Annotated in this window: 14 protein-coding genes; 7 read left to right on the top strand and 7 right to left on the bottom strand. The window is 67.5% G+C overall.

What is annotated here, in order from left to right; genetic code table 11:
• Positions 1-19: 19 nt before the first annotated feature.
• From FHR97_RS09225 to FHR97_RS09195, 7 genes are all read right to left on the bottom strand, one after another.
• Positions 20-1,279 carry an alginate lyase family protein gene (locus FHR97_RS09225; RefSeq protein ID WP_221187747.1) on the bottom strand — a complete coding sequence of 420 codons (1,260 nt, stop codon included), beginning with the start codon at positions 1,277-1,279 and terminating at the stop codon, positions 20-22.
• A 63-nt stretch (positions 1,280-1,342) separates the two neighbouring features.
• Complete coding sequence (locus tag FHR97_RS09220) at positions 1,343-2,233, bottom strand: polysaccharide lyase (RefSeq protein WP_183383504.1); 891 nt, start codon at positions 2,231-2,233, stop codon at positions 1,343-1,345.
• 65 nt (positions 2,234-2,298) lie between these two features.
• Positions 2,299-3,870: a PilZ domain-containing protein gene (locus FHR97_RS09215; RefSeq protein ID WP_183383503.1), complete on the bottom strand. Its 1,572-nt coding sequence runs from the start codon at positions 3,868-3,870 to the stop codon at positions 2,299-2,301.
• 41 nt (positions 3,871-3,911) lie between these two features.
• On the bottom strand, positions 3,912-5,849 hold the full coding sequence (locus FHR97_RS09210; protein ID WP_183383502.1) for a glycosyltransferase: 1,938 nt from the start codon (positions 5,847-5,849) through the stop codon (positions 3,912-3,914).
• A gap of 11 nt (positions 5,850-5,860) precedes the next feature.
• Entirely contained in the window at positions 5,861-7,207 is a 1,347-nt protein-coding gene (locus tag FHR97_RS09205) for a UDP-glucose dehydrogenase family protein (protein WP_183383501.1), read from the bottom strand.
• A gap of 573 nt (positions 7,208-7,780) precedes the next feature.
• A complete protein-coding gene (locus FHR97_RS09200; RefSeq protein ID WP_425486076.1) occupies positions 7,781-9,442 on the bottom strand; it encodes a BCCT family transporter in 1,662 nt (553 codons plus the stop codon).
• 42 nt (positions 9,443-9,484) lie between these two features.
• Positions 9,485-9,910 (bottom strand): universal stress protein, encoded by a 426-nt coding sequence (locus tag FHR97_RS09195; RefSeq protein WP_183383500.1) that lies wholly within the window; start codon positions 9,908-9,910, stop codon positions 9,485-9,487.
• A 470-nt stretch (positions 9,911-10,380) separates the two neighbouring features.
• Here FHR97_RS09195 and FHR97_RS09190 point away from each other — a divergent pair, with 470 nt between their 5' ends.
• The 7 genes from FHR97_RS09190 to FHR97_RS09160 all read left to right on the top strand — a co-directional run bounded on the left by FHR97_RS09190 (position 10,381) and on the right by FHR97_RS09160 (position 18,437).
• Complete coding sequence (locus tag FHR97_RS09190; protein WP_183383499.1) at positions 10,381-11,715, top strand: flavin-containing monooxygenase; 1,335 nt, start codon at positions 10,381-10,383, stop codon at positions 11,713-11,715.
• Entirely contained in the window at positions 11,715-12,143 is a 429-nt protein-coding gene (locus tag FHR97_RS09185) for a RidA family protein (protein ID WP_183383498.1), read from the top strand. Before FHR97_RS09190 ends, FHR97_RS09185 begins: the two co-directional genes overlap by 1 nt.
• Complete coding sequence (locus tag FHR97_RS09180; RefSeq protein WP_183383497.1) at positions 12,140-12,814, top strand: DUF1028 domain-containing protein; 675 nt, start codon at positions 12,140-12,142, stop codon at positions 12,812-12,814. The genes FHR97_RS09185 and FHR97_RS09180 overlap by 4 nt, the downstream gene beginning before the upstream one ends.
• A 205-nt stretch (positions 12,815-13,019) precedes the next feature.
• Positions 13,020-14,243 (top strand): acetylornithine deacetylase, encoded by a 1,224-nt coding sequence (argE, locus tag FHR97_RS09175; protein ID WP_183383496.1) that lies wholly within the window; start codon positions 13,020-13,022, stop codon positions 14,241-14,243.
• Between the two features lie 66 nt (positions 14,244-14,309).
• The gene (locus FHR97_RS09170) at positions 14,310-15,260 is read left to right on the top strand and encodes a LysR family transcriptional regulator (protein WP_183383495.1); all 951 of its coding nucleotides are present in this window, start codon (positions 14,310-14,312) and stop codon (positions 15,258-15,260) included.
• Between the two features lie 203 nt (positions 15,261-15,463).
• Positions 15,464-16,951: an aldehyde dehydrogenase gene (locus FHR97_RS09165; protein ID WP_183383494.1), complete on the top strand. Its 1,488-nt coding sequence runs from the start codon at positions 15,464-15,466 to the stop codon at positions 16,949-16,951.
• Positions 16,952-17,024: 73 nt separating this feature from the next.
• Positions 17,025-18,437: an APC family permease gene (locus FHR97_RS09160; RefSeq protein WP_183383493.1), complete on the top strand. Its 1,413-nt coding sequence runs from the start codon at positions 17,025-17,027 to the stop codon at positions 18,435-18,437.
• Positions 18,438-18,462: the final 25 nt, after the last annotated feature.

Here is an 18,462-nt window from a genome sequence, read left to right as displayed (position 1 = left end):
GATGGGGGCGAGGGAGTGATCACTGCTCTCCCAGGCCCTTGAACGCGGCGTCCTCGCGCTGCTTTTCATCCATGACGATATTCCGCTGTGCATCGGGCTCCATGAAGTAGAGCGTGATGTAGCCACCGGCACTGCGGTTGTAGATGGGGCGCATCCGGCGGATGAACTCGGCGATCTGCGGGTCGTGGTAGCGGGTCTGGTAGATCTCCATCCAGGAGAAGTACTGGTTGTCCTTGAGGAAGCCGGTGTACTGCTCGAGGGGCGCCATATCGCCCAGGGCCGCCGGGTCCTCGAAGATTTCCAGGGCGAAGTCCACCGCGTCGTGGATGGTGTTGCCCTCTACCTCCAGATCGAAGATGTCGTAGCCCTGACGGGAGATGATCTGCATGTTGGTGATCAGGTAGAGCAGGGCATAGTTCTGGTAGTGCGTCGCGCGCCGGCCGCGGGACACCTCCAGGGGCAGGGCGCCTTCCTCGGTGAGGTCGTGCAGGGCCGAGTAGATGGCGCTGACGCCGAAGCGGAACAGCTCGTCGTCCTCGGTCAGCACGCCGACCATGGTGCCGTAGAGGGCGCGGCGGTAGAAGTGGTTATTGCAGCAGCTACCGATCGATTGACCGGGGATGGCGGCATGCTGGTGGGCCAGGTCGTTGAGCCAGGCCTCGATGCGCTTCCGTTCCTCCTGCATGCCCTCGATCTCGGGCCGGACCACCGAGTAGGCCATGGCGGCCGCGAAGATCATCGATTCGGTGGCGAACCAGGCCTGGGGCTCGATGGGGTCGTAGTAGTAGTTGGTCAGGGCGTCCTCCTGGGCCCACTTGTCGAGGAAGCGCACCAGGCATTCGGCGTAGTAGTCATCGCCGGTGGCCACGTAGCTGCCAGCGAGCTGGGAGACGCTGTCCTCGAACTGGAAGAGGGGCTCCGAGGCCAGCTCCCATTCCTCGGGACTCGGGTAGTAGCCCGGGATCCGCATCCGCGTGTCGATGGGATCGTAGGCGAGCAGCTGCTGGCAGCTGGTCCCCGTCGACAGCTTGTCGATCTCCTGCAGCAGGATGGCGTTGTCGACGTCCTCGAGCAGCGTCATACGCGCCTCGACATCGAGGTACGAGGCATCCGGCGCCGTCACCTTGTACTCGGAGAGGTCGAGCTCGGCTCGCTCCTCGAGCGTCATCGCCTGAGCCGCGGGGAGCCCCCCCGCGCCCAGGCCGCACAGGGCCAGGGACAGCCCCGAAAGCAGACGCTGGGGCAGGGAGGCGCGGCGAAGGCCGGTGAACTGGGTCATGGGCATCGGAGCTCCTTGTGAAGCGGTGTCGGGACGGGCCGTCGGCGCGGCCCGTCGGGCCGGTCAGGATCGGGGGGCATAGAAGCGGAAGCCGGCGAAGTCGGCATGCTGGTCACGGGGCGTGCGCCAGTCCTCGCCATCTCCACCGAAGAAGGTGGAGAACATCAGGCCGTCGATGGTCACCGCCTCGCTGGTGCGATAGGTGATGCCCCGCTGCTCGAGGATCGGTCGCCCGTCCACCCACACGCGGGCCACGCCGTTGGCCTGGCCGGGGTCGTTGAGGATGATCTCCTGCTCGAGGGACACCCACTGCCCGGTAGGGAAGCTCCACAGGCCCCGGCCCACCGACTTGCCGTATTCCTTGTCCTGGTTGACGGCGTACTCGTAGAGTTCGCCCTGGCCGTTCTCGCGCCACATGTAGCGCATCGAGAAGCCGTTCTCGCCGTCGGCCTCCTCGCCGCCGCTGGGGGCCTCGCCGCCGAACAGGCCGGGCAGCTTGCCGCCCTTGACGAAGTCGAAGCCCGGCTCGAAGCGGACCCGGTACTGGAGGCAGGCGCGCTCGGCGCCGTCCAGGGCGTCGGGCGCCGCATAGAAACCGGCCCCCCCCTTCTCGGTATCGCCGGGAGACGAGGTGCCCTCGGGATAGAGGATCCGCAGGCCGGGCTCGTCGAGGCCGGTCTCGCTGGCCGAGAGCAGCGCGACGTTGTCCTCGGTACCCCAATCCTTCTGGGTGCCGAAGCCGTCACGCACGGCGGCCTTGGCATCCTCGGCCTGCGGCGCGGGCGCGGGGGAGGCGACCAGCGGATAGCGGGTCGAGCAGGCCGATTCGCTGGGCACCGACAGGTTCTTGCCGTCAGCGCTCTCGGCCAGGGCCGGGGTGGCCAGGCCGGGGAGCAGGGCCGCCATCAGCATGGCGAGGTGACGCTTGCCGTTCGGGAGAGTGTCGTGAGACATATCGGGCTCCGGTCGGGGCCGCCCGGCGGGCGGCCGCGGTCTTCAGTTGGACGCTGCGGACGGGCTCAGCCGGTCTGGCTGAGGGTGTCGCTGCGCTGGTCCTCTGGGTCGTCGCCGGTGAACAGGTTGAAGATGCCACCGAACAGCTGGCCGACGGCGCGCCCGCCCTGCCAGATCCACTCGGCGGTGGTGCCGATCAGCGGGGCCTCGGTGAAGCGAACGTCGACCGGCGTACCGACGGCGTCCGCCGGCAGCGGCTTCTCCGGCACCAGCAGCACGCTGGCCACGTTCTGCTGCTGACGGACCCAGCTGGGGAAGCCGGCACGCGGCTGGCGCTCGATGTCGAGGGCCACGCTGCGCACGCGGGCACTGATCGGCCCCGAGGTGTGCGGCAGCGAGATATAGGCCTTCTGGTTGGGATCGATGTTGTCGATGTCGTCCATGTGCACCAGGGCCTCGACCATGATGTCGTTCTCGCCGGTGCGGATGAGCGTCATGACCCGCTCGCTCTCGTTGATGTAGGTGCCGTCGGAGCTGCTCAGGGCCCAGGCCACCAGGCAGTCGCAGGGACTATAGATCTCGTTCTGGGACTGCCGGGCCTCCAGGGCGGCGATGCGCGAGCTCTGGAAGTCACGGGCGGTCTCGAACTGGTCGATGCGAGCGCGGGCGACCTCGGGGGGCACTGTCTCGAAGCTCATCGCCTCGCCGCTCGCCGGCTCGGCGGAGTTGGCCAGGCTGACCTGGCCGCTGCCGGAGTCGAGGCTGCTCTGCAGGTTCTCGATCAGCTGGCTGTTGAAGCGCTGGGCCGCCGTGGCCAGGATCAGGTCCGACTCCAGGTCGACGTTCTTGACGCTGGTCAGATTCGCGTCCCGTTCAACGCGGTCGCCGGCCTGGAGGTCATGGGCCTGGAGGATGCCCGGCCCCGGGGCCCGGATGTCGATCCGCGGGGCCGTCACCGCGGCGAAGTTCGGCTCGATCAGCATGAAGTTGCGATAGGCCGTGGCGGCCGCCACCAGGGCCAGCACGCCGAAGGCCATGAACAGTGCCACATAACGGCCCAGCGGCTTGGGCGGGCGCTGGGCGGACTGGGGCGTGGTCATACCCGCCCCGCTGCGGCGCTTGCGCGGCGTCTGGGGGTCCTCGCCGGCCATCAGGCCCTCCACGTCGACCTCGCGGCCGCTCAGGCTCGCGCGGATCACGCGGCGCAGGAGCTCGAGGTGGCCCGGGGCGATATCGGTGATCTCGAAGCCCACGGTATGGCTTCGGCCCTGAGCCGTCGCCGTGCAATGCCGGCACTCGGCGGACACGGGAATGATCAGCTCGGCACCGCCCGCCAGGATCAGCAGGGAGGCCTTGATCTTGGCCCCGGTGCGGATGGGGCGCTCGCTGTGGATCGCGAAGCCACCCTGGGAGAGATCGACCCCGTCGAAGCGGGTGCCGTCCTCCATCTTGACCTGGAAGGTCCGGGCCACGCGGATATAGCGCCGCTCGTCACGGCGCTCGTGGGCGATGCCCTCGCCCGGTGTCTGCGGGCGATGCTTGGCCGGGTGGCTCTCCGGGGGGGGTGGCGAGTCGTCTCGCTGACCGCCCAGCGTGGGCTCGCTGCGTTCGTGATCATCGGCGTAATAGTCGGTCATGGGTGTCTCCTAAGAGGGTCTCCTGGCTCCTGCCTGCGTCTTCAGGAGCGGCCCGGTTGCACTCTGATGTTCAGGTCGACGAGGCTCACCGTGCGGTCGTCGAGCGCGAGGGCGCAGCCCGGCGACGCGCTGCAGGTCGCGAGCCCGCTGCCGTCGAGGGGGCGACCATTGGCGTCGCGGATATGGCGGGCCAGCGCGGGGCTGATCTCCAGCGTGGTCGTCCGGTCGCCGGCCGCCCCCGTCAGGCGCTCGGTTCTCATGCGGTCGGTGGTGGCCAAGATCTCGAGCAGGCCCTCGTCCAGCCTCAGGCGTTCCGGCGGCAGCATGACGGCGCCGCTGGCCGAGCCATCGGCAAGGGTCATCGCCAGCCAGCGGTTGGCCGTTCCCGCGCCCGGCGTCTCGCTCGCGGCCTGCGCCTCGCCGGGGACCGGGCCTTGCAGGATGGCCATGGCGATGCGATCGGGAGGCTGCAGCACGCCGGTGGCAAGCAGCAGCACGTAGAGCATCACGGCGACGAAGAAGCCATGCAGCACGTGCCCCATGCGTCGCTGTCGGCTGACGGCGACCGGGTCGCTGGGCTCGCCGGCGGAGATCCCCTGGCGCGACCACTTCTGGCGATTGAAACGGAAGCTGACATAGGTCTTGAGCAGGGCCCCGAAGACCTGGTTGTAGTAGATCAGCGGGATCCACAGTAGGCTGAAACGACCGCGCTGCCAGGCCAGGATCAGCGTCGAGATGCTGCGCGTGAACAGGATCCACAGCGCATAGGCGAAGATGAACGACGGGCGCACGAACAGCGTCACCAGGATCGCCACCATGGGGCCGATCAGGGTCGTCCACATGGAGAGCCGCTGGTCGACCAGGCTCCACCAGGTGAAGATGCCCATCGGGCGGGGGCCCAGGGCGATCGCCCGGCCGCTGGTCCGCAGCATGTTGCCGTACCAGCGACGCATCAGGTCGGTGGTCGACTTGAAGAAGCGGCGGCGATCCGGCAGCTCCTCGAACCCGGAGACGTAGACATCCGGGAGGTAGAGCATCCGCCAGCCGTTCTTGAGCAGCCAGTACCAGGTGGACTTGTCGTCCCCCGAGAGGAACTTGAAGTTGCCGAAGCGCCAGTGCTCGACATGGTCGTTCTCCACCAGCTCGATGAAGCTCGGATGAGTGGCCAGGTCGAGGCGGAAGGCACTGTAGCGGCCGGTCAGTACCAGCAGGCGCCGCGACACCGACAGCGAGCTCATCACCAGGTGACGCTGGGCGTAGCGAAGGTCGTACCATTCCTTGGTGACATCGCCGCCGGTCACGATGGCGCTGTTGTTGGTGGTCAGTGCCCCCAGGTCCTCGTTGCTCTGGAAGAAGGACAGCGAGCGGGACAGGGTGTCCGGCTCGAGCAGGATGTCCCCGTCCATCGAGACCAGCAGGGCGTCCGGCGCCGGCGCGCGGCGCGAGATGGCACGCAGCACCTCGGCCATCGCGGAGCGCTTGCCGTCGCCCTTCTGGAACATGTAGCGCAGCTCGACGTTGTCCGGCCAGCCGAGGTCCTCCATCACGTGGGTGATGATGTCGACGTCGGTGCGGTCGGACAGCGAGGCGAAGATCGTCGTCGGTACCCCGTAGTCCCGGACCTCGCGCACCAGGGCCTCGTAGACCCGGTAGCTGACGTCGGGGTCGATGCGAAACGAGGTGCACAGCACGTACAGTTCGCTGGGCCTGGCGACGGCTCCGGCGGCATCCGCCGCGGCCCTCAGCTGCGGGAAGATGCGCCGGTTGTACCACACCGAGCGCAGGGCCTGGGCGAACCACCAGGAGTAGCGCCAGGCACCGACGACCCCGATGGCGAAGAAGAAGCTCTTCGACGCCGGGGAGAAGACCTCCGACGGCAGCTCGGTGAGCAGCACCACCAGCAGGGCCAGCAGCAGCAGCAGGGCGGTCAGCTCCGTCGCCTTGCTGGCGACGGAAGTGTGGTCTGGGAGCTTCGACATATCGATGCCTCTCAGGACACGACGGGACGGACGGAGGCGCCTCGGCCGATGGCGTAGTAGGTGAGTCCGGCCTCCCGGGCGCTCTGGGGCGAGAAGAGGTTGCGGCCATCGACCACCACCGGCTCGATCAGCCGCTCGCGCAGCTTGGCGAAGTCGACGGTACGGAAGGCCTTCCACTCGGTGCAGATGACCAGGGCATGGGCGCCCTCGAGGGTCTCGTCACGATGCTCGGTCACGTCCAGGTCGTTGCGGTTGCCATAGATGCGCAGGCATTCCTCGGCGGCCTCGGGATCATAGGCTTGCACCCGGGCTCCGGCCTGCCACAGCGCCTCCATCAGGGCGCGACTGGGGGCCTCGCGCATGTCGTCGGTATTGGGCTTGAAGGCCAGGCCCCACAGCGCGATGGTCTTGCCGGCCAGGTCGCCGTTGAAGGCCTGGCTGAGCATCTCGAACAGGCGGCTCTTCTGGCGCGCGTTGACCCGCTCGACGGCAGTGATCAGCTCGGCGGGGTAGCCGGCCGCCTCGGAGGTGTGCGCCAGCGCCTTGACGTCCTTGGGGAAGCAGGAGCCGCCGTAGCCGCAGCCCGGATAGATGAAGTGGTAGCCGATGCGCGGGTCGCTGCCGATGCCGTGGCGTACCTCCTCGATGTCGGCGCCCAGTCGCTCGGAGAGGTTGGCGATCTCGTTGATGAAGCTGATCTTGGTGGCCAGCATGGCGTTGGCGGCGTACTTGGTCAGCTCGGCACTGCGCACGCCCATGAACATCAGCTTGTCGCGCTGGCGGTTGTAGGGGCCGTAGCACTCGCGCATGACCTTGCGGACGCGCTCGGACTCGGTGCCCACCACGATGCGCGAGCCGCGCGAGAAGTCCTCGATGGCGGCGCCTTCCTTGAGGAACTCGGGGTTGGAGCAGACGTCAAACTCGAGGTCCACGCCACGGGCCTCGAGGGTCGCGGCGACCGTCCGCTCGACCTTGCTGGCGGTCCCCACCGGCACCGTCGACTTGTCGACGATGATGCGGTACTCGGTCATGTGGGTGGCGATGGTCTCGGCGACCTTCAGCACATGGGTCAGGTCGGCGCTGCCGTCCTCGTCGGAGGGCGTGCCCACGGCGATGAACTGGAGCTGACCGAAATCGACCGCCGCCTTGGCATCATTGGTGAAGTGCAGCCGACCCTCCTCCAGGTTCTCGTGGATCAGCGCCTCGAGCCCCGGCTCGTAGATCGGCACCTCGCCCTGGCTGAGGCGGGCCACCTTGTCGGCGTCCACATCGACGCACATCACCTCGTGGCCGACCTCGGCGAGGCAGGCGCCAGTGACGAGTCCTACATATCCGGAACCGAAGATGGTGATCTTCATGGGCGTCGTTGCTCCTTGTCTTGGGCGTGAACGTTCTGCGTTGCCTCGTGTCTCGATGGACAACGAGGAGTGAATGCAAACGTGTGTATGCCGGTAAGGGAGCAATAATCGCGCCAATAAAGAAATTCTCTTTACTATCAGGCTATTGCGTGGTGAGTTGATAAGGCGTGAAAGGAAGGAAGAGGCCGGAGGGGATGAAATCCGTCGCCTCTAGGCAACAGCTTGGGCTTTGGTTCAGGGGCGAGGCGAGCTTCCGGGGGCCAGAACCGGTGGGAAGGGAAGGCGCCATGCCGGGACGCCGCTCTCGCCGCAAGCCCCGCCATATGGGGGCCGGGGGGCGACCGGGGGAGGCCACAGGGGGCTCCGGCGGAGGGGCGATCGACGCCCGGCAACACCGGGTGTAGCGAACCGTCGACATCGCCCGCTGTCGAGTGACACCCGGTGTAGCGAACCGTCGACACCGCCCCTGTCCGGGCCGCTCGCTGCGAGCAGTCGTCGGCGAGGGGCCGGTCGACAACGAGAAAGGCGACCCGCGGGCCGCCTTTCGTGGGGGTCGAAACTACGGGTCGACGGTCAGGCGCTCCTGGGCTCGCTCATCAGGCCCTTGACGATGGCGTAGCAGGCCGCCAGCAGGACCAGGGTGAAGGGCAGGCCGGTGGTGATCACCGCCGTCTGCAGGGCGGTCAGGCCGCCGCCCAGCAGCAGGGCGATGGCGACGGCACCCTCGATGATCGCCCAGAAGATGCGTTGGGGCTTGGGCGCGTCGACCTTGCCGCCGGCGGTGATGGAGTCGATCACCAGCGACCCGGAGTCCGAGGAGGTGATGAAGAACACCATCACCAGCACGATGGCCACGAAGGAGGTGATCGCGGTCAGCGGCAGCTGGCCGAGCATCTGGAAGAGCTGCAGCTCCAGCGCCGCCTCCCGGACGCCGTCGAAGCCCTGGTTGACGGCCTGGTCGATGGCGGTGCCGCCGAAGGAGGTCATCCACAGCACCGAGACGATGGACGGCACCAACAGCACGGCGATCAGGAACTCGCGCACGGTGCGGCCGCGGGAGACCCGGGCGATGAACATGCCGACGAAGGGCGACCAGGCGATCCACCAGGCCCAATAGAAGGCGGTCCAGCCTTGGGAGAAGTTGGCGTCTTCACGGCCGAAGGGGTTGGAGAGCGCCGGGAGGTTCACGGCGTAGGAGAGCAGGTTCTCGAAGAAGCCGGTGGCGATCATCAGGGTCGGGCCGACGGCGATCACGAACAGCAGGAGCAGGGCAGCCAGGATCATGTTGAACTGGGAGAGGCGCTGTACCCCCTTCTCGACGCCGAGCACCACCGAGCCCAGCGCCACGGCGGTGATGCCCATGATCAGTAGCACCATGGTGGTGTTGGTGGCGGGGACGCCGAACAGGTAGCCCAGCCCCGCCGTGGCCTGGGTGGCACCCAGCCCCAGGGAGGTGGCCAGCCCGAACAGGGTGGCGAACACCGCCAGGATGTCGATGACATGGCCCGGCCAGCCCCAGATGCGCTCCCCCAGGATGGGGTAGAAGATCGAGCGCATGGTCAGCGGCAGGCCCTTGTTGTAGGAGAACAGCGCCAGGGCGAGCGCCACCACCGCGTAGATGCCCCAGGGGTGAAGGCCCCAGTGGAAGATGGTGGCGGCCATGCCCAGCGAGATGGCGCCCTCCTGGTTGCCGGCGGCCGCGCCCAGCGGCGACCAGTCGGTGCGCACCCCGTCCTCCATGGCAGTGCCGCCGATGGCAGTGTCGAAGTGCGTGATCGGCTCGGAGACGCCATAGAACATCAGGCCGATGCCCATGCCGGCGGCGAACAGCATGGAGAACCAGCCCAGGTAGCTGAAGTCCGGGGTGGCGTGGGCGCCGCCGATCCGAACCTTCGCGAGCGGGGTGAAGATCAACACGATGGACAACACCACGAAGATGTTGGCCGCCAGCAGGAAGAACCATGCCAGGTTCCCGGTGAGGAAGCTGAACATGGCATTGAAGATCGGTTCCACCTGGTCCTGCAAGGCCAGGGTGACGATCACGAAGAACAGGATCACCAGCGAGGAGAAGGTGAAGACCTTGCCATGCAGGTCGAGGTTGATCCCCAGGGGGCTGGCGGTGATGTTGTCCTGGCCGATCACGTAGTCGGTATCGATGAGGTTGGCCGGGCCTTCGGGGGCGGGTATGCCCTCGGAAGGCGCGGCCGCCTCTGGAGCTTTGTGGTTGTTCGTCACGGGAATCTCTCCTTGTCGACGTCGAGGTGCGAAGTGTAGGCGTCAATCCTGCAGGGGGCGCACCAGGAACACCGAAGCCTTGGTGTGGGTGGCGACCTTGCCGCCATGGGACGGGATGACGACGTCCAGGTGCTTCGGCGGATGGGTCGGCATGATCACCAGGTCGGCACCGACCTCGTCGATGGCATCGATCAGCACGTCGTCGAGGTCGGCGATGGGGTCCGGGCAGGTGATGACGCGCGCGCTCACCGGCTGACCGTGGACCTTGGCCCGCTCCTGGGCGAAGGCCTCCAGCTTCTGCTGATACTCCTCGGGATTATGGGCGACGCTGCTGGGCGTCGTGGCGGTGACCGCCACATAGCAGACCTCGGCGCCATAGTGCTTGGCCTGGTCTGCCGCCACCTGTAACGATGGCTCGATCACATCGAAGTGCGCCAGGTCCACTGGCACCATGATCTTCTTGTACATGCCTGCGCTCCTCCTGCGTATGGTATCGACTGACTCTCCTGACCAGTGTGGCCCGTTGAGCTCCAGGAAGCTTGTCGCACTTTCAACGGATTACGCCAGGAATCGGGACATGAAATCGCAACGTTCCGGTGGTACGTCATCGACGAGCGAGCGGACTCGATGCCTTCGGATAACGTATTCTAATCAATCGAGAAATCTCTGATAACCATAAATTAGATATTTCTCTAATGCGCTCGACTGCTTGTCTCGGTACGTCGCCATCATGTCAAGGGGCGCTCTCGGGGGTGAGCCGTTATCCTGCGTTGAAGACGTTGGAGCGCTACCGACCCCGAGAGAGGGGCCGCAGGGGCTGTGATCAGACAGGGAGTTTTTTTGAATAGTTTTTTCTGATTCTCTTTAAATAATAAATATATTTTAACTAATCAGGCGGTACTCCTAAGGTGGTCGACACGACAACAAGGAGACCTCCCATGACCGAGTTTGCTGTTGAAAGAGTAGAAATCGATACGCTTGTCGTTGGCGGCGGTCAGGCCGGTGTGGCCATGAGCGAACATCTGGGCAATCTCGGGGTGCCGCACCTGGTGGTGGAGCGCGATCGTATCGCCGAAGCCTGGCGCACCAGCCGCTGGGATTCGCTGGTGGCCAACGGACCGGCCTGGCACGACCGCTTCCCGGGCATGGAGTTCGACGACGTCGAGGCCGATGCCTTCGCCCCCAAGGAGCGTGTGGCGGCCTATTTCGAGGCCTATGCGCGCAAGATCGGCGCGCCCATCCGCACCGGTGTGGAGGTCAGGAAGGTCGAGCGCAATGAGGGCAGGCCGGGGTTCACCGTCGCGACGTCTCAGGGCGTGATCGAGGCCCACCGCGTGGTGGTGGCCACCGGCCCCTTCCAGCATCCCGTGATTCCGCCGATCGCCGCCGACGACGATCGCCTCATGCAGATCCATTCGTCCGAGTACCGCAACCCCCGGCAGCTACCCGAGGGCGCCGTGCTGGTGGTGGGTGCCGGCTCCTCCGGGGTGCAGATCGCCGAGGAGCTGCAGCGCAGCGGCAAGCGAGTCTACCTCTCGGTGGGGCCTCATGACCGCCCGCCGCGCGCCTACCGCGGTCGTGACTTCTGCTGGTGGCTGGGCGTGCTCGGCGAGTGGGATGCCGAGGTCATGCAGCCGGGCACCGAGCATGTCACCATCGCCGTGAGCGGCGCCGATGGTGGCAAGACGATCGATTTCCGGGAACTGGCGCACCAGGGCATGACGCTGGTGGGCCGGACGCAGGCTTTCGCGGACGGCGTGGTGACCTTCGAGGCCGACCTGGCCGACAACCTGGCGCGAGGGGACGAGAGCTACCTGGCGATGCTGGACGCCGCGGACGACTATGCCACCCGCAACGGCCTCGACCTGCCGGAGGAGCCCGAAGCACGCCGGATCCCCCCGGACCCGGTGTGCGTCACCCATCCAATTCGTGAGCTTGACCTGGCAGGTTCCGGCGTGACGGCGGTCGTCTGGGCCACCGGCTTTACGGTGGACTACGGCTGGCTAGACGTCGATGCCTTCGACGAGGACGGCAAGCCGCAGCATCAGCGCGGCGTCTCGAGCGAACCGGGCGTCTACTTCGTGGGCCTGCCCTGGCTCTCGCGGCGCGGGTCCAGCTTCATCTGGGGGGTGTGGCACGATGCCAAGCACATCGCCGATCACATCGCCACCCAGCGCAAGTACCTGGCCTATCACGAGGCCGCGCAGCGCCAGGCAACGAACACGCCATGGGAGTCATCGGTCAACGATGCCAGCGCAGAGAGGGTCAACTGATGCCGACGCATACGCGAATCCGCATGTTCAACACCCAGGAGACGTACCCCAACCAGTCGTTGGACAACGATCTCTGCCAGGCGGTGAGGGCGGGCAATACCGTCTATGTCCGCGGCCAGGTGGGCACCGACTTCGAGGGCCGGCTGGTCGGCCTGGGCGACCCGCGGGCCCAGGCCGAGCAGGCCATGAAGAACGTCGAGCAGCTGCTCGAGGAGGCCGGCGCCGATCTCAGCCACATCGTCAAGACCACCACCTACATCACCGATCCGCGTTTCCGCGAGCCGGTCTATCGCGAGGTGGGTCACTGGCTCAAGGGCGTCTTCCCGATCTCCACCGGCCTGGTGGTGGCCGGCCTCGCCCAGCCCGAGTGGCTGATGGAGATCGATGTCATCGCCGTGATTCCCGACGACGAGGAGGCCAACTCATGACCTTTTCCATCGCCGGCTTCTGCCGCGAGACCGGCCAGCTCGGCACCGCCATCAGCTCCTCGAGCATCTGCGTGGCGAGCCGCTGCCCCTTCATCGCCCCCGGCAGGGGGGTGGTGCTGACCCAGAACGTCACCAACCCCGCACTGGGCCAGTTGGGCGTGCAACTGCTCGAGGAGGGGCTCGACGCCGAGCGGGTGCTGGAACGGCTCCGCGAGCACGAGGCCTACCCCGAGTGGCGTCAGCTGCAGGTGCTCGACGCCGAGGGCGCGAGTGCCGTGCACAGCGGCGAGGAGGCCCTGGGCCTCCACGCCACCCGGCAGGGTCGGGACTGCGTGGCGGGCGGCAACATGCTGGCCGACGAGGCGGTGATCGAGGCCATGGTCGCGGCCTTCGAGGCCCAGGAGGGCGAGCTCGCCGAGCGGCTGCTGGCGGCCATGGACGCCGGCCTGGCCGCCGGCGGCGAGATGGGGCCGGTGTATTCGGCGGGGCTCAAGGTCGCCGACCGGGCCAGCTGGCCGGTGGTCGACCTGCGGGTCGACTGGCACATCGCGCCGCTGGCCGAGCTGCGCATGATCTGGGAGCACTATCGGCCCCAGCGCGACGCCTATGTGCTCCGGGCGGTCCGGCCCGACGCGTCGCCGTCCTACGGCGTGCCGGGCGACGAGCGCTGAAATCACCCTGACCAGACCGCCCGCGCTGGACAAGACTAGGGGCGCCGGGGACAGGCCGAAGAGGAGGTCCTACGCCAAGGATGGCGTCGGTAGCGCCCATGGAAGGGTTTACAGCGCCTCCTCGAAGGCCTGTCGACGGATCAGCCCCGAGCCGGTGCGATCATCATGGCTGTCTTTTTCCTTCCCTGACCATTCGGGTGTTCCCATGTCCCAGGATTCCGTCGTCGACCTGCTCGCCGAGCTGGTCGCCTTCGACACCACCAGCCATCGTTCCAACCTGCCGCTGATCGCCTTCGTCGAGGACACCCTGGCGCGCCACGGCGTGGCCTCGCGGCGCGTCCTCGATGACTCCGGCGAGAAGGCCAACCTCTACGCCACCATCGGCCCGGCGGACCGGCCCGGGGTGATGCTCTCCGGGCACACCGATACCGTGCCGGTCACCGGCCAGGCCTGGAGCGTGGAGCCCTTTCGCTTGACCGCCGGGGGCGAGCGCCTGTACGGCCGAGGCACGGCCGACATGAAGGGCTTCCTGGCCGCGATGCTGGCCGCCGTGCCGGCCCTGGTCGAGGCCGATCTCGCCGTGCCCGTGCACCTCGCCTTCTCCCATGACGAGGAGGTGGGCTGCCTGGGCGTGCGCTCCCTGCTCGCCGATCTGGCCCACCAGCCGGTGCGCCCGGCCGCCTGTCTGGTCGGCGAACCGACTTCCATGCGGCTCGCCACCGCCCACAAGGGCAAGCTGGCCGTGCGGCTGCACGTGCGTGGCAAGGCCTGCCACTCCGGCATGGCCCCGGAGGGCGTCAATGCCATCCACGCCGCCACCCGCCTGGTCAGCTGGGTCGAGGAGACGGCCATGGCGAAGGCGACCCGGGGACCCTTCGACGAGCGCTTCGCCATCCCCCACACCACCCTCCAGGTGGGCACCATCCAGGGCGGCGCGGCGCTGAACATCGTGCCCCAGGATTGTCGGCTGGACATCGAGATCCGCAACGTCGCCCAGGACGATCCCGAGGCGCTGCTCGGCGAGCTGATGGCCGTCGCCGGCTCCCTGGAGGCCGAGATGCGAGAGACCTCCCCCGAGGCCGGGATCCGGCTGGAGCGCCTCAGCGACTACCCGGGGCTGTCGATGGCCGACGACCATGCCCTGGTGGACTTCATCCTGTCGCTGCTCGACGAGCGGGCCATCGAGCGCATCGGCTACGGTACCGAGGGTGGGCTCTTCCAGCGCGAGCTGGGCATCCCGACCCTGGTCTGCGGCCCCGGCAGCATGGCTCAGGGCCATCAGCCCGACGAGTTCGTGACCCGCGACCAGCTGGCGCGCTGCGAGGCCTTCCTGGCCCGGCTGATCGAGGCCCTTTCGGGCCCCGAGGCGCGGCGGCGCCTGGCCGAGGGCGAGCCGCTGGCCACCGAGACGCCCGACCTCGGCGCCTGATATGCTGGCGGGGCTCGCCCCGCGCCCGTCGCGGGGCGCCTGTTCGTCAGCGGCGGAAACGACCCGATGCGTCAATTCACCCTCAAGCAGCTGCGCTACTTCGTGGTCGCCGGAGAGCTCTCCAGCGTCACCCAGGCGGCCCGCAAGCTGCATGTCTCCCAGCCCTCCATCTCCGCGGCCATCCAGCAGATCGAGGAGGTCACCGGCCTGCAGCTGTTCGTGCGCCATCATGCCCAGGGATTGTCGCTGACGCCCTCGGGCAAGCAGCTGCTGACCCGGGCACGCAAGCTGCTGCGCGATGCCGAGGGCCTGGAGAAGTATGCCCTCTCGCTGGGCGAGGAGATCGGTGGTGAGCTTCGCCTGGTGGCCTTCCCCACCTTCGCGCCGGTCTTCCTGCCCCAGCTGCTGCGCCGCTACGCCGACCGCCATCCCTCGGTGAGCCTCTACTGCGACGAGATGAACCAGGTGGACATCGTCCGTGGCCTGGGTCAGGGCGACTACGAGCTGGCCTTCACCTATGACCTCCAGGTGCCCGAGGAGATCGATTTCACGCCGCTGTACCGCTTCCCCCCCTATGCGGTGGTCGCCGCCGATCATCCGCTGAGCCGGCGCGACAGCATCGGCCTCGCCGAGCTGGTGGGCTATCCCATGGTGCTGCTCGACTGGCCACTGAGCCGCGAGTACTTCCTGTCGATCTTCACCCATCACGGCCTGTCGCCCGCCGTCGCCCACCGCGCCAAGTCGATGGACATGCTGCGTGGCCTGGTGGCCAACGGTTTTGGCTTTTCCCTGTTCAACACCCCCCTGACCGCCCTCGAGGCTCTCGATGGGGGCGGTCTCAAGCCATTGCGGCTCGAAGACGATGCCCCACCCCTGTCCATGGGCATCGCCTGCCTGCGCGGACTGCGCCTGAGTCCCGCGGCCGAAGCCATGCATCGCCTGGCCCGTGACAGCGAGGCGAGAGGCGACGTCTTCGCGCGGCTCGGCGGCGGACTGGCCCAACCGATCACCCCCTGAACAGGCCGGCACCACCCCCAGGGACGAAGCAACGCAAGGAAGGCATCCGAGCCGACGTGTGTCTCCTTTGCATAGGAATTTATGATTCTGTTCTTCGAATAATAATATTTTAGTTAACCAGGGGGCCGGGACTATCGTGACTCTACGGTCGTGACACACGACGCGATCCCGACAACAACGACACTGACAACGGAGACCCCCCGATGGCGGCACATGATCTGTCCTTCTGGCGTGACCTGCGTACTCGGCTGTCTCTGCCGGACGGGGCCTTCATCGATGGTCAGCGCGTCCAGGCCGGCGACGGCGCGACCCTGACCACCTGGAACCCGGCCACCGGCGAGGCCCTGACCGAGGTCGCGGCCTGCGGCGCCGAGGACGTGGAGCGTGCCGTGGCCGCGGCCCGGCGCAGCTTCGAGGCCGGCGACTGGTCGCGGGCCGCGCCGGCCAGCCGCAAGGCCGTGCTGCAGCGCCTGTCGGCGCTGATGATGGAGCATCGCGAGGAACTGGCCCTGCTGGAAACCCTGGACACCGGCAAACCGATCCGCGATGCCTTCGAGCTCGACATCCCCGGCGCCGCCGGCTGCTTCGGCTGGTACGCCGAGGCCACCGACAAGCTCTACGGCGAGGTGGCGCCCACCGACGGCGACAACCTGGCCACCATCACCCGCGAGCCCGTCGGTGTGGTGGCCGCGGTGATCCCCTGGAACTTCCCCCTCGACATCACCGCCTGGAAGCTGGCTCCGGCCCTGGCCGCCGGCAACAGCGTGATCCTCAAGCCCGCCGAGCAGTCCCCGCTCACCGCGCTGCGCCTGGCCCAACTGGCCCAGGAGGCGGGCATCCCCGACGGCGTCTTCAACGTCCTGCCGGGCCACGGCCATATCACCGGCCAGGCCCTGGGGCTGCATCTCGACGTGGACTGCCTGGCTTTCACCGGCTCCACCGCCACCGGCAAGCGCTTCCTGGACTATGCCTCGCGCTCGAACATGAAGCAGGTCTGGCTGGAGTGCGGCGGCAAGAGTCCCAACCTGATCTTTGCCGACAGCGACCTGGACGCCGCGGCGAAGACGGCGGTGCAGGGCATCTACTTCAATCAGGGCGAGGTGTGCTCGGCCAACTCGAGGCTCCTGGTCCAGCGCGACGTCAAGGACGCCTTCATCGAGCGCTTCGTCGCCGCCGCCGCCGAGCTGGTGGTCGGCGATCCCCTGGATCCGGCCACCGACGTCGGCTCGCTGATCGACACCGGCCATGCCGGCAAGGTGCGTGGCTACATCGCCCTGGGCCTCGAGGAGGGGGCGCGCCTGGCGCTGGGCGAGGCACCGAGCGGCGAGGAGCAGGATGCTGTCGTCGCGCCGACGCTGTTCGAGGGCGTGAGCCCTGAAATGACCATCGCTCGCGAGGAGATCTTCGGGCCGGTGGCGGCGTTGATCGAGTTCGCCGACGAGGACGAGGCGGTGGCCATCGCCAACGACTCCATCTACGGCCTGGCCGCCTCCGTCTGGACCCGGGACCTGTCGCGGGCGCATCGCGTCTCGCGTCGCCTGCGGGCGGGCACGGTCTCGGTGAACACCGTGGACGCCATCGACTTCACCACGCCCTTCGGCGGCTACAAGCAGTCCGGCTTCGGCCGCGACCTGTCGCTGCATGCGCTGGACAAGTTCACCCAGCTCAAGACCACCTGGCTGCGCCTCTGAGCCGCCCCTGACCCCGCTCGCCGGTGCCTCGCCGGCGGCTGCGAACCCCCACAACAACAAGAGGGTGACGACAATGCAAGATGCCATATCCAAATCGTCGGCGGCCACGACAGCCACCGACAAGAAGGCCCGAGGCGTCCTGGGCCTCAAGTCCCTGATGGCCGTCGCGGTCGGCCTGGTGGTATCCCAGGGCGTCATGGTGCTGATGCTCCAGGGCGTCGGCATCGCCGGGGCCGCCTTCATCGTGCCGTTGGCCATCGCCTGGGTACTGGCGCTGTGCTATGCGGCGTCCTTCTCCGAACTGGCCCTGCTGGTGCCCCGGGCGGGGAGCCTTAGCGCCTACACCGAGGTGGCCCTGGGGCACTTCCCGGCGATCCTCTCGGTGTTCTCCGGCTATGTGGTGGTGGCGATGTTCGCGCTGTCCGCCGAGCTGATGCTGGTCAACTACCTGCTCGGCGTGCTTTATCCGGCCGTGGAAGGGACCCACTACGTCGCCTTCGGCATCCTCGGCGCCTTCACGGTGCTCAACCTGCTGGGCATCGATGTCTTCGCCAAGCTGCAGAACGTGCTGGCCTTCGCCATGGTGGTGGCCCTGACCCTGCTCGGCGTCAGTGCCCTGACGGGCGGCTTCGCGCCCCATCAGTTCGAGGCCGCCGAGTTGGCCGCTGGCTTCAACCTGGGCGAGGGCGCCTTCACCCTGATCGCCCTGGCCATCTGGGGTTATGTGGGCGCCGAGTTCGTCTGCCCGCTGGTCGGTGACACGCGCCGTCCCGAGCGCTATATCCCGCGCTCCATGTACCTGGGGCTCACCGTGATCTTCGCGGTCTTCGCCCTCTACTGCCTGGGTGCGCTCTTCTACCTGCCGCGCGACGTGCTGATGACCGCCGAGCTGCCGCACCTGGAGTATGCCAGCGCCGCCTTCGGCGGATCGGGCACCTTACTGCTGGCCGTGGCGGCGATCACTGCGACCTGCAGCACGGTGAACACCTCGCTGGCCGCCGTGCCGCGGATGCTGCAGGGCATGGCCGAGCAGGGCCAGGCCTTCCCGATGCTGGGCTGGCTGACCCGGTCCACCCGCGCGCCCTGGGTCGCAGTGTTGTTCACCGCCGGCGTCACCGGCCTGCCGCTGCTGATCTGGGGCAACGACGCCAGCACCGTGGGCCTGTTGCTGATCTCCGCGGCCATCGCCTGGTTGATCGCCTACATCATCGCCCATGTCAACGTCATCGCCCTGCGCATTCGCTACCCCGAGGCCGAGCGTCCCTACCGTTCGCCCCTCTATCCGCTGCCGCAGCTGATCGGCATCGCCGGCATGGTCTACGCCATCGTCTATGCCTCGCCGGCGCCGGAACTGACCGCGGAGATCTTCACCAACGCCGGCGTGGTGCTGGGCCTGGTCAGCGTCGTCGCCGTGGCCTGGATCAAGCTGGTGATGAAAAAGCCGCTGTTCAAGCCCGAACCCCTGGACCAGATCGCCAAGCACTGAGAAGACAACTACGCGAGGCGACGCC

The sequence above is a fragment of the Halomonas stenophila genome (assembly GCF_014192275.1).
Taxonomy (GTDB): domain Bacteria; phylum Pseudomonadota; class Gammaproteobacteria; order Pseudomonadales; family Halomonadaceae; genus Halomonas; species Halomonas stenophila.
Note: the sequence above shows the minus strand (reverse complement) of the source record. Positions and strands in the feature narration are given on the sequence as shown.

Bases quoted from the DNA above. Each gene is read 5' to 3' on its own strand.
- FHR97_RS09190 (WP_183383499.1), top strand. From the start codon at position 10,381: ATGACCGAGTTTGCTGTTGAAAGAGTAGAAATCGATACGCTTGTCGTT.
- FHR97_RS09195 (WP_183383500.1), bottom strand. From the start codon at position 9,910: ATGTACAAGAAGATCATGGTGCCAGTGGACCTGGCGCACTTCGATGTG.
- FHR97_RS09225 (WP_221187747.1), bottom strand. From the start codon at position 1,279: ATGACCCAGTTCACCGGCCTTCGCCGCGCCTCCCTGCCCCAGCGTCTG.
- FHR97_RS09180 (WP_183383497.1), top strand. From the start codon at position 12,140: ATGACCTTTTCCATCGCCGGCTTCTGCCGCGAGACCGGCCAGCTCGGC.
- FHR97_RS09210 (WP_183383502.1), bottom strand. From the start codon at position 5,849: ATGTCGAAGCTCCCAGACCACACTTCCGTCGCCAGCAAGGCGACGGAG.
- FHR97_RS09185 (WP_183383498.1), top strand. From the start codon at position 11,715: ATGCCGACGCATACGCGAATCCGCATGTTCAACACCCAGGAGACGTAC.
- FHR97_RS09205 (WP_183383501.1), bottom strand. From the start codon at position 7,207: ATGAAGATCACCATCTTCGGTTCCGGATATGTAGGACTCGTCACTGGC.
- FHR97_RS09165 (WP_183383494.1), top strand. From the start codon at position 15,464: ATGGCGGCACATGATCTGTCCTTCTGGCGTGACCTGCGTACTCGGCTG.
- FHR97_RS09215 (WP_183383503.1), bottom strand. From the start codon at position 3,870: ATGACCGACTATTACGCCGATGATCACGAACGCAGCGAGCCCACGCTG.
- FHR97_RS09220 (WP_183383504.1), bottom strand. From the start codon at position 2,233: ATGTCTCACGACACTCTCCCGAACGGCAAGCGTCACCTCGCCATGCTG.
- FHR97_RS09170 (WP_183383495.1), top strand. From the start codon at position 14,310: ATGCGTCAATTCACCCTCAAGCAGCTGCGCTACTTCGTGGTCGCCGGA.
- FHR97_RS09160 (WP_183383493.1), top strand. From the start codon at position 17,025: ATGCAAGATGCCATATCCAAATCGTCGGCGGCCACGACAGCCACCGAC.
- argE (WP_183383496.1), top strand. From the start codon at position 13,020: ATGTCCCAGGATTCCGTCGTCGACCTGCTCGCCGAGCTGGTCGCCTTC.